Source organism: Bacillus fungorum (assembly GCF_002746455.1).
GTDB classification, from domain to species: Bacteria; Bacillota; Bacilli; order Bacillales; family Bacillaceae_G; genus Bacillus_A; species Bacillus_A fungorum.
Map to the genome: position 1 here is coordinate 250,100 of NZ_NWUW01000004.1, position 14,241 is coordinate 264,340.

A 14,241-nucleotide genomic window follows, 5' to 3' on the forward strand; every position below is an offset into this window, starting at 1 on the left:
GATTTTTATGTATCGAACCACTATTGATGGAAAAGAAATTATTATTACGTTAGCGCCAAAAATCCGAAAAGAAATTACTGATAGGAATCCACTATATGAAGCGGTATTTCATAATGCAGCAAGATTACTACAAACAAAGCAACCGACGTTTGCGGTAAATCATGAAGCATTTGGGCTCATTATTGGAGAAGTACAAAGAGGAGAAGTAACCGTATTTGCGGTGGAACATATTATTCCAAAGCAAAATATATTTGGACCGAACAATTTTTTCTCGGCAATAGAGCAACAGGCAAATTTGTAAAGTGAATAGAATAAGAATAGAAAATAAAAGAAATAGTCGTAACGATATGTTGCGGCTGTTTTTTTGGAAAAGGAGGAAGGAAGATGAAGAGAGTGGGGAAAGAGTTCTTTTTACAACATGATATCGTTATTATGTATAGTATTCTATTTATTTTCATCATTATTTTAAAAATGCAATTATTTACATGGATTGGTATGTTAGCGTGTTTGTTTGGGATTGTTTTTTATACGCTTAATGAATATATGACACATCGATTTTTATTCCACTTAAAGCCACCTAAAAATGCATTTTTATTAAAAATGTTAAGAAGATTACATTATGATCATCACGTATATCCAGATGATTTAAAACTTTTATTTTTACCTGTATGGTTTAGCATACCTAGCTTTACTATATATTTACTTATATCATACGGTATAACAAAAAATATTACTGTGACGCTTTCATTCGGAATAGGAATGATTATCATGCTTCTCGTTTATGAATGGAAACATTATATTGCACATAAGCCAATTCGTCCCGTCACTAAGTTTGGGAGATGGCTCAAAAAACAGCACATATTACACCATTATAAAAATGAAAAGTTTTGGTTCGGTGTCTCAAATCCAGTATTTGATTTCATATTTGGAACGCTTAAAGATGGAAAAGACGTTGAATTAAGCGAAACAGCTCGTAATTTAGAAAAAGAGAAAAAAACAGAAGTGGTGCGATAAGCACTACTTTTTTATTCTGCTTTAACGAGCATCAAAGTTTGACTGGTACGGGATGGAAGTACGTAAATTTTATGTTGAAAAAGTATATTAAAAATTTAGGAGAAAATGCCGAAAAATGTCTATCGAAAAATCTTTGCAGGAATGTATGGATTGTCTAAAATAAAAAATAAGTTTCTGAATATTTATAAAATTTAGTCTTCGTGTATACAAGGGGGAATTGTACTTCTAGTAAGAGAGGGGATTAGAGAATGAAACGAGATGATACTTCAGCACGTAAGTTACAAAATGAGGTGAATTATACAGAGGTTGTTCAGTCAGAAGAATTTCAATTGCTATTAAATACGAAAAAGAATTTTATTGTTCCGATGAGTATTTTCTTTTTAAGCTTTTTTATTGCACTGCCTATTTTAACATCGTATTCAAAGGTACTCAATACACCGGCATTTGGTGATGTTACGTGGGCGTGGATATTTGCTTTTGCGCAATTTATCATGACGTGGTCATTATGTATGATCTACAGCAAAAAAGCTGAATCCTTTGATAAAATCTCACAAAACATTCTGCAAGACATGCAAAAAGGGAGGGGCTGACTTTGAATACAACCGCTTTTGCACTATTTTTAATTATCGTTCTTGGTACACTCGTCATAACTTATTTTGCATCGAAAAAAACGAAAAATGCGAGTGAGTTTTATACGGCTGGAGGGGGATTAACTGGTTGGCAAAATGGTCTGGCCATTGCGGGAGATTATATGTCTGCTGCGTCTTTTCTTGGTATAGCCGGAGCAATAGCGTTAACTGGGTTTGATGGGTTCTTTTATAGTATAGGTTTTTTAGTTGCTTATTTAGTTGTATTATACTTAGTTGCGGAGCCGCTTAGAAATTTAGGGAAGTACACGTTAGCGGATATGATTGCAGCACGTTTTGATGCGAAAAAAGTTCGCGGAGTTGCAGCGCTTAATACAATGACAATTTCGATCTTTTATATGATTGCACAATTAGTTGGGGCGGGTGCACTTATTAAATTGTTATTAGGGATCGAATATACGACATCAGTTTTAATCGTTGGTACATTAATGACAGTGTACGTTATTTTTGGCGGAATGACTGCAACGAGCTGGGTACAAATTGTTAAGGCTGTTTTACTTATGGCTGGTACATTTATTATTTCTGTTATCGTTTTCTCCAAATTTAATTTTAGTGTGACTGAAATGTTCGCTCAAATGAAAACAGCTACACCATTAAAAGATTCATTTTTAAATCCAGGAGTAAAGTACAAAGATGGTCTTGATACGCTTTCTTTAAATTTAGGACTAGTCCTTGGTACTGCAGGATTACCACATATTCTTGTTCGCTTTTTTACAGTGCGTGATGCAAAAACAGCACGTCAATCTGTTGTATACGCTACGTGGTTAATTGGTGCATTTTATATTATGACGATTTTCTTAGGGTTTGGAGCAGCGGCGTTTGTAGGAAATGAGGCAATTATTAAAGCAAACCCTGCTGGTAATATGGCAGCACCTTTATTAGCTAAAGCGTTAGGTGGAGATTTCTTATTTGCTTTCGTATCAGCTATTGCATTTGCAACGATTTTAGCTGTAGTGGCAGGACTTGTATTAACAGCAGCGTCAGCATTTGCACATGATTTTTATAATGAAATTATCCGCAGGGGGAAATCAACGGAAAAAGAGCAAGTGTCGATGGCTCGCTATGCGTCTATTGGAGTAGCGGTATTATCCATTATACTAGCGTTATTTGCTCAAACATTGAATGTAGCATTTTTAGTTTCATTAGCATTTGCAGTTGCAGCGAGTGCAAATCTACCAGTTATATTATTCACAATATATTGGAAACGCTTCAATACGACAGGTGCCATTTCGGGTATGATTGTTGGTCTTGTATCAGCCATTGTTCTCGTAGCGTTAAGTCCAAATGTTTGGAACCCTGTAGCTGGAAAAGCTATATTTGTTGGGGAAGCGATATTCCCATATACGACACCTGGAATCATTTCAATTCCGCTTGGATTCCTTGCAGCCTATTTAGGAACTGTTTTCTCTAGTAAGAAAGAAGATGCAGCAAAATTTGATGAAATTCTTGTGAAATCTAATACTGGTCATGGTATTAGCGAGGCATCTTCCCATTAAAAAAAGGGGGCTTTTCGATATATAAGAAAAGCTCTTTTTTTCTTGTAAATATTACTGTATTGTAAGTAGGATTTTGTCTTAATTTTGTGGAATGAAAATAAGCAGGGAGAAAATTAAATCATCATGGCACCAGCGCAGCTTTTGTGAAAAATAAGTTGTTATGGAAGGTGGAAGAAATGATGAAAACGAAACAGACTGATGAATTATTAGCAAAAGATGAGCAATATGTTTGGCACGGAATGCGTCCCTTTAGTCCAAATAGTACAATGGTAGGGGCAAAAGCAGAAGGGTGCTGGGTTGAAGATATACAAGGGAAAAGATATTTAGATGGTATGAGTGGTCTTTGGTGTGTGAATAGTGGATATGGAAGAAAAGAGCTCGCAGAGGCGGCTTATAAGCAATTACAAACATTATCATACTTTCCGATGTCACAATCGCATGAACCGGCTATAAAGCTTGCAGAAAAATTAAATGAGTGGCTTGGAGGAGAGTATGTTATCTTCTTCTCTAATAGTGGTTCGGAAGCGAACGAAACAGCTTTTAAAATAGCAAGGCAATACTATGCGCAAAAAGGTGAACCACATCGTTATAAATTTATGTCACGTTACCGCGGGTATCATGGAAATACAATGGCAACGATGGCAGCGACGGGACAAGCACAGCGTAGATATCAATATGAGCCATTTGCTTCAGGATTTTTACATGTAACGCCGCCAGATTGTTATCGTATGCCTGGAATAGAAACAGAGAACATTTATGATGTAGAATGTGTAAAAGAAGTAGATCGTGTTATGACATGGGAATTAAGTGAAACGATTGCAGCTTTTATTATGGAACCGATTATTACGGGCGGAGGCATTTTAATGCCGCCACAAGACTATATGAAAGCTATTCATGAAACGTGTCAAAAACATGGTGCATTACTCATTAGCGATGAAGTAATTTGCGGTTTTGGACGCACAGGAAAAGCATTTGGATTCATGAATTATGATGTGAAGCCAGATATTATTACGATGGCAAAAGGGATTACGAGTGCATACTTACCATTATCAGCGACAGCTGTGAAAAAAGAAATATATGAAGCTTTTAAAGGGAAGGGAGAATATGAATTGTTCCGTCATATTAATACATTTGGTGGAAACCCTGCAGCTTGTGCATTAGCACTTAAAAACTTAGAGATTATGGAAAATGAAAATTTAATTGAGCGATCTGCACAAATGGGCTCGCTTTTATTAGAGCAATTAAAAGAAGAAATTGGAGAGCATCCACTTGTTGGGAATATTAGAGGAAAAGGTCTACTAGTTGGAATTGAACTAGTAAATGATAAAGAGACGAAAGAGCCAATTGATAACGATAAAATTGCAAGTGTTGTAAATGCTTGTAAAGAAAAAGGTTTAATTATAGGACGAAACGGTATGACAACAGCAGGATATAATAATGTCTTAACATTAGCACCACCGCTTGTTATTTCGAGTGAAGAAATTGCCTTTGTTGTTGGAACGTTGAAGACAGCGATGGAACGCATTTAATGAATCGAGCGAGCTGTAATATACAGCTCGCTTTTATTAATTATGTGAAATATGATAATTTTTTTTAGGGAGGGGAATTTTATGACAAAATATGATTCTAGTCAACATTATCACATCGGATATTATGAAGATAGATATGATTTGGAAGTGACAGCGTACAAAAGAATAAATGAACCAGTTTGGGATGCTTATATTCCGTACTATGAGTCAGGCGCTTTTTATAAGAAAGTGGAGGAAATGAAGCTAGGTGAATATATAGATGGTTATGGCATTATGGTGTATTCATTTCGTAATGATATTGATGATGAAGAAGCACGAATTACTTTTGAAAAATGGTTAAAAAAGAACGGGATTGTTTAAAGATAAAATAAAAAAGAGATTGCTACCTTATAAGATAGCAATCTCCTTTTATTATATAAAACTTATTTACTTGCTTTCATTGCTTTATCTTTTGCACCAAAAGTGTATTTTAACATTGGTGGTGTAATCATTGTAGTTAAAATAACGACAATAACGATAGCTGTAAAGTAATCTTGTGCTAGTAGACCTGAAGAAAGTCCTGTTCCAGCGATGATAAGTGCAACTTCACCACGAGAAACCATTCCAGCACCGATAATTGCAGAAGACTTAGCGTCAAATCCAGTCATTCGTGCACCGAATCCACATCCGATTAGTTTCGTTAATACAGCGATTATTGTTAATGCTAGGATGAACCAAATTTGATTGCCAATACCATCAAATGTAATATTCATACCGATACTTACGAAGAACACTGGAACGAACATAGCGTAAGCGATTGGTTCTACTTTCTTTTCTACTTCATGTTTGTAGTTCGTTTGAGAAATCGCGATACCAGCTGCGAAAGCACCGATAATACCAGCAATTCCTAATAGTTCGCCGAAATATGCGAATGAGAAACAGATGATAAGAGCCGCGCTCACGATAGACTCAGATACGCGTAGTGGTGATAACCAGCGCATAATCGCAGGAACACCTTTCCATCCGATTAAAATAATAGAAGCGAAGAATACAACTTTTTTCAAGATAACCATTGTTAAGTTAACATCGTCTGTACCTAAGAAGCTCATTGCAAATGCTAATAAAATAACAACAAGAATGTCATCAAATACAGCTGCGCCCAGCATAGTTGTACTTTCACGTGTTTTCATCTTTCCTAAATCACGAAGTGTTTGTACGGAAATACTAACACTTGTCGCACATAGAAGTAATCCTAAAAATACAGCATTTCCTTGTTCCATTCCCATAACAAGACCAGAAACGTAACCACCCACGAATGGAAGAATGATACCTCCAAGTGCAACAGCTAAAGAAGAATTACGATTTGCGTTTAATTCTTCTAAGTCTGTTTCAAGTCCTGCCATAAACATTAAAAGAATAACACCGACATTACTTAATTGTGTTAGAAGCTCTGAATTTTCAATCCAACCTAATACAGCTGGACCGATAACGATACCGACAATTAATTTACCTAGTACAGAAGGTTGACCTAATCTAACACTAAGATCACCAGCAAGCTTTGTACTTAATAAAATAAGTGCAATTTGAAAGAAAAATTCGAATTCCATCGGATCCTCTCCTCATCATTTTTATTTTTATCATACGATTTCTCGGAATTTGCCTAATGAAAATATGTAAAACCCATTAAACAAAGGGTCAAATTACAAGTTCTTTTGAACTCGTAATTCGAACCTGTAATTAATATATAATAAAATGTATGAAAAATCAATGAAAAAATAGGAGTTTTTTTAGAGAGAATCTGTGTTATAGGGGATATAGGTATAAGGGTAGCGTGTGAATTTTTATAAGTATGAAGTCCTTTTTCATTACGAATAATAAAGCCTAAATACTATTTCACGAGTTATAACTGTGAAAGGGAGGGTTTATAATTTGAAGTCATTAAAAAACAACGTGTCTATTGTTGCTTTAGGTGGAGTAAATGAAATAGGGAAAAATATGTATATTATTCAATCTGAAAATGATATTGTCGTTATTGACTGTGGATCTAAATTTCCAGATGAAAGTTTATTAGGAATTGATTTAATAATTCCAGACGTCACATACTTGCAAGAAAATAAAGAAAAAATTCGCGGATTAGTAGTGACGCATGGACATGAAGACCATATTGGCGGAATACCATATTTTTTAAAACAACTAAACGTACCAATCTATGCGACGAAGTTAACGTTAGGTTTAATTGAAATTAAATTAAAGGAACATAACCTTCAAGATGATACAGAATTAATCGTTATTCATTCAGAATCAGAAATTGATTTTGGTGCTATTAAGACAACTTTTTTTAAAACGAACCATAGTATTCCAGATTGTCTCGGTATCGTTTTTCATACACCAGAAGGTACTATAGTACATACAGGTGATTTTAAATTTGATTTAACACCAGTAAATAACCAACAGCCTGATATTCATAAAATGGCTAAAATAGGTAGTGAAGGTGTATTGGCTTTATTATCTGAAAGTACAAATGCAGAACGACCTGGATTTACCCCATCAGAAAGGTCGGTAGGGGAACGGATAGAGGAAATATTTATGAAAGCAAATAGGAAAGTGATTATTTCTACTTTTGCTTCTAATGTAAATCGTGTTCAGCAAATAGTTGAAGCTTGTATAAAAACAAATCGAAAACTGGCTTTGCTCGGGAGAAGTATGGTAAATGTAGTAGAAGTTGCTCTAGAGAAAGGGTATTTACATATCCCAGAAGGTATGTTAATTGAAGCAAATGAGGTAAATAATTTAGATTCAAAGCAGGTCGCAATACTTTGTACAGGAAGTCAAGGAGAACCAATGGCAGCTTTAGCGCGTTTAGCTAGTGGAAACTATAGACAAGTAGAGGTTTTACCAGAAGATACGGTTGTTATAGCTGCGACTCCTATTCCGGGAAATGAACGTAATGTTTCGAGAATTATCGATAATTTATTTGCTTTAGGAGCAAAAGTAATTTATGGATCAGGTAGTTCTACTGGAGTCCATGTATCTGGTCATGCGTATCAAGAAGAATTGAAATTAATGCTCACATTAATGAAGCCAAAATATTTTATCCCCATTCATGGAGAGTTCAGAATGCTACATCACCACAGTTTGTTAGCAGAATCAATTGGTGTTGAAAAAGAGAATATCTTTATCGTTCGTAATGGGGATGTTGTAGATATAAGTAATGAAGTGGCAATTCAATCTAGAAAAATACAGGCAGGAAATATATATGTAGATGGATTAGGAATTGGTGATGTTGGAAATGCCTTATTACGTGACCGAAAACAACTTTCAGAAGATGGAATGCTCGTTATAGTTATCACTTTTAATAAAGTGGATGGAGAAATAATTTCAGGTCCTGATATTATCTCTCGTGGATTTGTCTATGTTCGTGATTCAGAAGAATTTTTGAAGGAATTAAATAAATTAGCTGTTATTACGATTAATAATTTAAAGAAAGAGAAAGTGAATAGCTGGGGTATTTTGAAAAGAGAAGTAAGAGAAGCTTTAGGGAAGTATATATATACGAGTACGAAAAGAAAACCGATGATTCTTCCTATAATTATAGAGGTGTAATAATGAATAAAAAGAATTCTCTTGTGGGAATTCTTTTTTGTTTTGAAGGCAGAATGAACATATAATGAAATAAATAGAAATGGAAGGGAATAAAAGATGTTATTAAACAAACGTTTTACAATTGGAGAAATGGCAAAAATGCATAATATAGCGGAATCTACTTTACGCTATTATGATGAAAAAGGAATTTTTCATCCGTCCATTGTGGACCCACAAACAAATTATCGCTATTACACAATCGATCAATTTTCACTATTAGATACGATTAAGTTTTTACGCCAATTAAATATTCCATTAAAGGAAATTAAGAAATATATTGATGAAAGAAATCCAGCATACGCACTCAATTTACTAGAAAAACAACAAGAAATGATGTTGAAAAAACAAAGAGAAATTGAGTATGCTTTGGCGAAAATGGAGCATAGAATTCATTTAATTAAGGAAGCAACAAAAGCAAAAGCTGAACAAATGGTAATTAAAGAGATCCCGCGGCGAAAAATTACAGCAATTGCGGTTGCTCCAAATACGACAGATGATATGTTTGAGTACTACATCCATTCGTTGCAAAAAAATATGAGACAAATGGATGATAGCTTATTTTCTGGAGATATCGGTGTAACTGTTGCAAAAAAAGGATTAATGCAAAAGGAGTTTCAAGCATATAGCAGTGTGTTTATTCTTTTGGATTACATGCCTTTTCAAGTACATAGTTCAGATGAAATTAAAGAAGGTATATTTGCTTGTGTGTATCACCACGGGCCATATGAAGAAACGGATGAAACATATAAGAGGTTAATGAAATACATTGATCAAGAAGGATATGAAATAGACGGAGATGCGATTGAGATTGCATTAATTGATTGGTCTGTAACAGAAAATCCAGATGAGCAAGTAACAGAAATTCAAATTCCTGTAGTGAAAAAATAAGCTGAAAACCTTTGAACTGATGACAAATTTATATTCATTAATATAATTCAGTTACCTATTTTTTAATTCTCTCTTGACCTTCAAGTTACTTGAAGGTTTAAACTGTGAACAGAGAGTTGAAAAAAGGAGCATTATAGTATGAAAGTAACAGGAAAATTAAGAGGAAAACCAATTAAAAGTTTATTTATTTCTTATTTAATACCAGCTGTTCTCGGGATGGTATTAATGTCAGTTAATATTGTAATTGATGCGGTAATGATTAGTCGGGGAGTTGGAGCAAATGGATTAGCGGGAGTAAACGTGGCTATTCCAGCCTTTTCAATTTTCTTCTCTATTTCATTATGGATTGGAATGGGTGGGGCAACGTTATATTCCATTGCATTAGGTGAAAATAAATTAGAAAGAGCAAGGTCTATTTTTACGCAATCCATGACAGTAGCAGTCATTATCGTAGGTGTTTTAGCGGGGATTTGCTTATGGAGAATAGAAGATTTAGCATACGTATTCGGTGCAAACGAAGTAATTTTACCGTATGCGTTAGATTATTTACACGTATTATTAACATTTGGAATGATATACGTTTTAGAAAATATTTTAAGTACATTTATACGAAATGATGGAAATCCTAATTTAGCAATGGCAGGTCTAGTTGTAACAGCTGTATTAAATATAGTGCTTGACTATATCTTTATTTTTATTTTTGGATGGGGCGTAACAGGTGCTGCTTCAGCAACTATTCTTTCGGCAGCGATTGGTTTCCTTGTATTATTAACGCACTTCTTTAGAAAAAATAGTATTTTAAAATGGACGAAATTTCATTTTGAATGGGATACGATTAAACAAATTATGATAATAGGTTTCCCGAGCTTTACAGCAGAAAGTACAGTTGCAATTGTAACAATCGGTTTTAACATTGCGTTCGTTCAATATGCAGGAGAAGTAGGAGTTGCTTCCTATGCGATGGTGAATAGTATTCATGCGATGACATTACTACTATTCTTCGGCGTTGGAGCAGCGTTACAACCAATTGCTAGTTTCCACTACGGTGCGAATTTATCAGAAAGATTGCGCGAAGGATTGCAGTTTGCTGTGAAAATTGCAGTTGTGCTTGGGGGCGTTGCAATAATTGTCGGATTATTCTTCGGGAAATATATTATTGATCTATTTGATGTCCAATCTCCAGAATTATTGGAGTTAACATTAACAGGTATTAGTTTGTTCTTTATCCAATACGTATTTTTAGGCTATAATATTGTGTATGGAGAGTACTTCCAATCAGTGCGACAAACGAAGAAATCAGTGCTTATTATAATGAGCCGAGGATTACTATTTATAATTCCATTGTTATGGATTATGCCAAAGTTATTTGGGATAAACGGAATTTGGCTCGTTATGCCAGTAGCTGAAGTGTTGACAGCGATTATCGTATTTACGATGAATCGTATGAAACATCCTGTCCCATTAAACATGGCAGGAGAAAAAGAAGTAATATAATGAAGAAAATCCCCTTGAGTAATTAAGGGGATTTTCTATTCTTTTAAACTAATCGCAAAAGATCCATCCGTTTCTTGGACAGACGCGAACGCAACGCTTTTAATATTTGTAATTCCTTTTTCTTTTAACTCTTTATATAACCACTTTGCGTCCTTATGAATTAACTTTAAGTTATCGTATTGAATTTGTGAATCAACGATAAGGGCAATTGGTAAGCCGGCATACTTAACATCTATGTTCAAATCTTTTGGAGTTAATGGTATAAGTTCACGCTTTGGTAAAATGCTAATGGCTCCATTTGCTTCTAAAATAGCGTATTCAATTTCATGAACACTTGGGTATCCTGCAACGCGAAGGTTAGAAAGTAGTTCAGCAATTGGATATCTACTTTTTTGTAAGTTCTCAAAAATAATATCACCATGTTTAATTAAAATAATAGGGTGTCCGAGAATAAAACGATTTAGTTTGTTTAGTAAGCTTAATTTTGTAAGAAGTAAATGTAAACATGTAATAACGACCATACCGAGAAAAGCTTGCAAAGCACCAGAGACTGGTATGGCTTGAAAAGCTAAATAAGATAAAAAGATAATAGCACCAAAATCATGAGGAGTTAGTTGTGCTAAAGCAGATTTACCGAGCATCTTAAGTGACAGTAAAAATAAGATAAAAAAGAACGATACGTTACATAAAAAGAGAAGCAATAGGGACACTCCTTCGTGCAAAGTTGTACTTACTGTTCCCAAAAGGAATATAAATATTACTTTTTAGAGGATAAATTAGGATGATTTGGAATTTGTCTGTATACAAACAAATAAATGGATATTATGATGAAAGAAGCAAAAGGCATAGGAGTATATGGATATGAAAAAGAAGAAAATAATTAAGTATATTATAGCAATTATAATGATTTGCGCCGTTTATGCGGGATTTTTACAATATAACATTTATAAGCATGGGCATATGAATGCCATCTACGATGCGGATTATATAATTGTATTAGGATCGAAAGTAAACGGAACGAAACCATCGTACTCATTGCAATATCGTATTGATAAAGCAGCTGAGTATTTACAATCACATGAGAAAACAATTGCTATTGTGTCTGGAGGGAAAGGAAAAGGAGAAGATATTTCAGAAGCATTAGCAATGAAAAACGGATTAATGAAACTAAAAATTGCAGAAGATCGTATTATAATGGAAGATAAGTCAACGAGTACAGATGAGAACATTGCATTCTCAAAACCGTTAATTCCGGACAATATGGAAAAAGGAATGATCGTAACAAACGATTTCCATATGTTTAGAGCGAAAAAAATAGCAGCAAAACAAGGTTTACAATTAGAAGGTCTTCCGGCCGAAACACCGAAGCGAATTGTCATTCCATCGAATATACGAGAGTATTTAGCCATTACGCAATATTGGTTTATGAATCGAATATAGTGAAAGTGATCCCGCCTAGCATTCTAGGCGGGATTTTTTGAGGGGAATCTTACAAACATGTCATCTTAATGAAAGGTAAAGCGATAGTTTCTAGAATCGATTCCTGACATAATGAAGATAACAAAACTATTTAGAGGTGAATCGAATGAAAGGAAATAATATATTATCTTCACTATGTTACTTTAGTATCTTTTTTGCGCCATTTTTACTACCAATTATCGTGTACTTCGTTGCGGAAGATGAAGTGAAATATCACGCGAAAAAAGCATTTTGGTCACATATTTTCCCGTATGCAATTTTATTTGGTGGATTAGCAGTATCCGGCATATATGGTTTAAGCTTCAATCAATCTGATGGTGCTGGAATTGGAATGATGATCACATATGCAGTATTCATTCTTGTAGGGATTTATTACTTCGTTTGGAATATCGTAAAAGGTATTAAAGTTTTGAAAGCAGCGTAATAAGATCAGGAATAATTTGATGTGAGTTTGTCAGTAAGTTGATATCCCTTGTCGAATCGTCGGTATAATTTCATTTACTGTAATAATGTACGTTTTAAAAAAGAGCAATTCAAAAAGAATTGCTCTTTTTGTGCTTATAAGTTGTGAATATTGAAAAAGATATGTTAATTTTTCATTAGGAAGAGAAAAAGGAGTGATTTTCATGAATGAGATGATACATAAAATGGAGCAACACGTTTCAGTTCGTAAATATAAGGAAGAGCCAATTTCAAAAGAAGTGGTAGAAAGAATGGTACAAGCTGCACAGCATGCGGCTTCCTCACATTTTGTACAAGCCTATTCTGTTATATATGTAACCGATCAAGACCTAAAGGCTAAATTAGCAGAGCTATCCGGAAATCGTCACGTGAAAGACTGCGCAGCATTCTTTGTTTGTTGTGCAGATTTAAAACGACTTGAAATGGCATGTGAAAAACATGGTACAGAAATAAAGCATGAAGGAGTAGAAGACTTTATCGTAGCAACGGTAGATGCTTCACTTTTTGCGCAAAACTTAGCGTTAGCAGCAGAATCGTTAGGATACGGTATTTGTTATATTGGTGGTATTCGTAATAATCCGAGAGAAGTGAGTGAATTGCTTCATTTACCAGATAAAGTATATCCTGTATTCGGAATGACAGTTGGCGTACCAAATGAAGATCATGGAGTGAAACCACGTTTACCAGTAGCAGCAATCCTTCATGAAAATGGATATGATGAAAAGAAATATGATGAATTATTAAATGAATACGATGAAACGATGAACTCGTATTACAAAGAAAGATCATCAAACAAGAAAAGCGTAACATGGACGGAATCAATGAGTTCGTTTATGTCTAAAGAAAAAAGAATGCATATGAAAGAGTTTTTAAATGAAAAAGGATTTAATAAGAAATGAGTAAAAAGGCAAACCTGGGTGCAGGTTTGCCTTTTTTGGAGGAGAAAGGTGATTGTTTTCGAATAAGTATAGAGGGAGGAGATAATATGAAAAAAAGCTTTAATCTTTTTATTTGATGGATTTGCAGAATTTGAAGTGAATATAGCGAGTTTATTTTTGGTCAGTAAGGAATTCGAAATAATAACAGCAACTGTAGACGGAAAAACAGTTACAGGAGAAGGTGGTTTTTTGAGTCAACCACATGTCTCTATGGGGCATATTGAAGTAGCAGACTATGAAGTGTTTATTGTACCAGGAGGACATATTTTTGATCATTTAGAAAATGAACAATTATTATCTATCGTGAACGAATTACATAAACAACATAAATGGATAGCGGGTATTTGTGCAGGAACATCTTTACTACATGCGGCAGGAGTACTTAATAAGAAGAAATTCTCAACATCATTAACATCAGATGAAAAACACTTAGCGCATTTATATGAATGGGAATATAAACAAAATAAAGATGTAACTGTTGATGGGAAAATCATAACAGCGGTAGGGTCTGCGTACGTTGAATTTGCTACTGAAATAATGAAGCAACTCAATTTATTTAATGAAGCTGAAGCGAAGGAGAACTTGCAATACTTTAAAAATGTAACAGAGCTTTGTGATGAAACGTTGGTATAAGTGAAGATAAAAAGCGGCAAAATAGCCGCTTTTTATGTTG

General features: G+C 34.4%; 15 protein-coding genes. 13 read left to right on the forward strand and 2 right to left on the reverse strand.

Annotation, left to right across the window (positions count from 1 at the left end):
- Positions 1–7: 7 nt before the first annotated feature.
- The 6 genes from CO726_RS08020 (at position 8) to CO726_RS08045 (ending at position 5,046) form a co-directional block, all read left to right on the forward strand.
- Entirely contained in the window at positions 8–301 is a 294-nt protein-coding gene (locus tag CO726_RS08020; RefSeq protein WP_098759455.1) for a cytoplasmic protein, read from the forward strand.
- An 83-nt stretch (positions 302–384) separates the two neighbouring features.
- A complete protein-coding gene (locus tag CO726_RS08025; RefSeq protein ID WP_098759454.1) occupies positions 385–1,014 on the forward strand; it encodes a sterol desaturase family protein in 630 nt (209 codons plus the stop codon).
- A 248-nt stretch (positions 1,015–1,262) separates the two neighbouring features.
- The gene (locus tag CO726_RS08030) at positions 1,263–1,604 is read left to right on the forward strand and encodes a DUF485 domain-containing protein (RefSeq protein WP_099683895.1); all 342 of its coding nucleotides are present in this window, start codon (positions 1,263–1,265) and stop codon (positions 1,602–1,604) included.
- Positions 1,605–1,606: 2 nt separating this feature from the next.
- Positions 1,607–3,157, forward strand: a complete 1,551-nt coding sequence (locus CO726_RS08035; RefSeq protein ID WP_220389084.1) for a solute symporter family protein — start codon at positions 1,607–1,609, stop codon at positions 3,155–3,157.
- A gap of 179 nt (positions 3,158–3,336) precedes the next feature.
- Positions 3,337–4,686 (forward strand): aspartate aminotransferase family protein, encoded by a 1,350-nt coding sequence (locus CO726_RS08040; protein ID WP_136699467.1) that lies wholly within the window; start codon positions 3,337–3,339, stop codon positions 4,684–4,686.
- 81 nt (positions 4,687–4,767) lie between these two features.
- Positions 4,768–5,046 (forward strand): DUF3986 family protein, encoded by a 279-nt coding sequence (locus CO726_RS08045; RefSeq protein ID WP_099683897.1) that lies wholly within the window; start codon positions 4,768–4,770, stop codon positions 5,044–5,046.
- A gap of 62 nt (positions 5,047–5,108) precedes the next feature.
- On the opposite strand, the gene CO726_RS08050 is transcribed toward CO726_RS08045, so the two are convergent.
- Positions 5,109–6,272 (reverse strand): cation:proton antiporter, encoded by a 1,164-nt coding sequence (locus tag CO726_RS08050; protein WP_060630255.1) that lies wholly within the window; start codon positions 6,270–6,272, stop codon positions 5,109–5,111.
- Positions 6,273–6,594: 322 nt separating this feature from the next.
- Between CO726_RS08050 and CO726_RS08055 the strand changes: the two genes are divergently transcribed.
- The 3 genes from CO726_RS08055 to CO726_RS08065 all read left to right on the forward strand — a co-directional run bounded on the left by CO726_RS08055 (position 6,595) and on the right by CO726_RS08065 (position 10,689).
- Positions 6,595–8,268, forward strand: coding sequence for a ribonuclease J (locus CO726_RS08055; protein WP_099683898.1), 1,674 nt, complete (start codon positions 6,595–6,597; stop codon positions 8,266–8,268).
- A 96-nt stretch (positions 8,269–8,364) separates the two neighbouring features.
- Positions 8,365–9,195 (forward strand): MerR family transcriptional regulator, encoded by an 831-nt coding sequence (locus tag CO726_RS08060; RefSeq protein ID WP_099683899.1) that lies wholly within the window; start codon positions 8,365–8,367, stop codon positions 9,193–9,195.
- Positions 9,196–9,333: 138 nt separating this feature from the next.
- Complete coding sequence (locus tag CO726_RS08065) at positions 9,334–10,689, forward strand: MATE family efflux transporter (protein ID WP_099683900.1); 1,356 nt, start codon at positions 9,334–9,336, stop codon at positions 10,687–10,689.
- A gap of 35 nt (positions 10,690–10,724) precedes the next feature.
- On the opposite strand, the gene CO726_RS08070 is transcribed toward CO726_RS08065, so the two are convergent.
- A complete protein-coding gene (locus tag CO726_RS08070; RefSeq protein ID WP_098759448.1) occupies positions 10,725–11,390 on the reverse strand; it encodes a DUF421 domain-containing protein in 666 nt (221 codons plus the stop codon).
- Between the two features lie 160 nt (positions 11,391–11,550).
- On the opposite strand from CO726_RS08070, the gene CO726_RS08075 reads away from it, so the two are divergent.
- The 4 genes from CO726_RS08075 (at position 11,551) to CO726_RS08090 (ending at position 14,201) form a co-directional block, all read left to right on the forward strand.
- The gene (locus CO726_RS08075; protein ID WP_099683901.1) at positions 11,551–12,129 is read left to right on the forward strand and encodes a YdcF family protein; all 579 of its coding nucleotides are present in this window, start codon (positions 11,551–11,553) and stop codon (positions 12,127–12,129) included.
- A 145-nt stretch (positions 12,130–12,274) separates the two neighbouring features.
- Positions 12,275–12,592 (forward strand): magnetosome magnetite crystal formation protein family, encoded by a 318-nt coding sequence (locus CO726_RS08080; protein WP_099683902.1) that lies wholly within the window; start codon positions 12,275–12,277, stop codon positions 12,590–12,592.
- A gap of 202 nt (positions 12,593–12,794) precedes the next feature.
- On the forward strand, positions 12,795–13,529 hold the full coding sequence (gene nfsA, locus CO726_RS08085) for an oxygen-insensitive NADPH nitroreductase (protein WP_099683903.1): 735 nt from the start codon (positions 12,795–12,797) through the stop codon (positions 13,527–13,529).
- A 135-nt stretch (positions 13,530–13,664) separates the two neighbouring features.
- Entirely contained in the window at positions 13,665–14,201 is a 537-nt protein-coding gene (locus tag CO726_RS08090; protein ID WP_245916590.1) for a DJ-1/PfpI family protein, read from the forward strand.
- The last annotated feature ends 40 nt before the right edge of the window (positions 14,202–14,241 follow it).

Bases quoted from the DNA above. Each gene is read 5' to 3' on its own strand.
- CO726_RS08060 (WP_099683899.1), top strand. From the start codon at position 8,365: ATGTTATTAAACAAACGTTTTACAATTGGAGAAATGGCAAAAATGCAT.
- CO726_RS08025 (WP_098759454.1), top strand. From the start codon at position 385: ATGAAGAGAGTGGGGAAAGAGTTCTTTTTACAACATGATATCGTTATT.
- CO726_RS08020 (WP_098759455.1), top strand. From the start codon at position 8: ATGTATCGAACCACTATTGATGGAAAAGAAATTATTATTACGTTAGCG.
- CO726_RS08030 (WP_099683895.1), top strand. From the start codon at position 1,263: ATGAAACGAGATGATACTTCAGCACGTAAGTTACAAAATGAGGTGAAT.
- CO726_RS08065 (WP_099683900.1), top strand. From the start codon at position 9,334: ATGAAAGTAACAGGAAAATTAAGAGGAAAACCAATTAAAAGTTTATTT.
- CO726_RS08080 (WP_099683902.1), top strand. From the start codon at position 12,275: ATGAAAGGAAATAATATATTATCTTCACTATGTTACTTTAGTATCTTT.
- CO726_RS08050 (WP_060630255.1), bottom strand. From the start codon at position 6,272: ATGGAATTCGAATTTTTCTTTCAAATTGCACTTATTTTATTAAGTACA.
- CO726_RS08045 (WP_099683897.1), top strand. From the start codon at position 4,768: ATGACAAAATATGATTCTAGTCAACATTATCACATCGGATATTATGAA.
- CO726_RS08075 (WP_099683901.1), top strand. From the start codon at position 11,551: ATGAAAAAGAAGAAAATAATTAAGTATATTATAGCAATTATAATGATT.
- CO726_RS08040 (WP_136699467.1), top strand. From the start codon at position 3,337: ATGAAAACGAAACAGACTGATGAATTATTAGCAAAAGATGAGCAATAT.
- nfsA (WP_099683903.1), top strand. From the start codon at position 12,795: ATGAATGAGATGATACATAAAATGGAGCAACACGTTTCAGTTCGTAAA.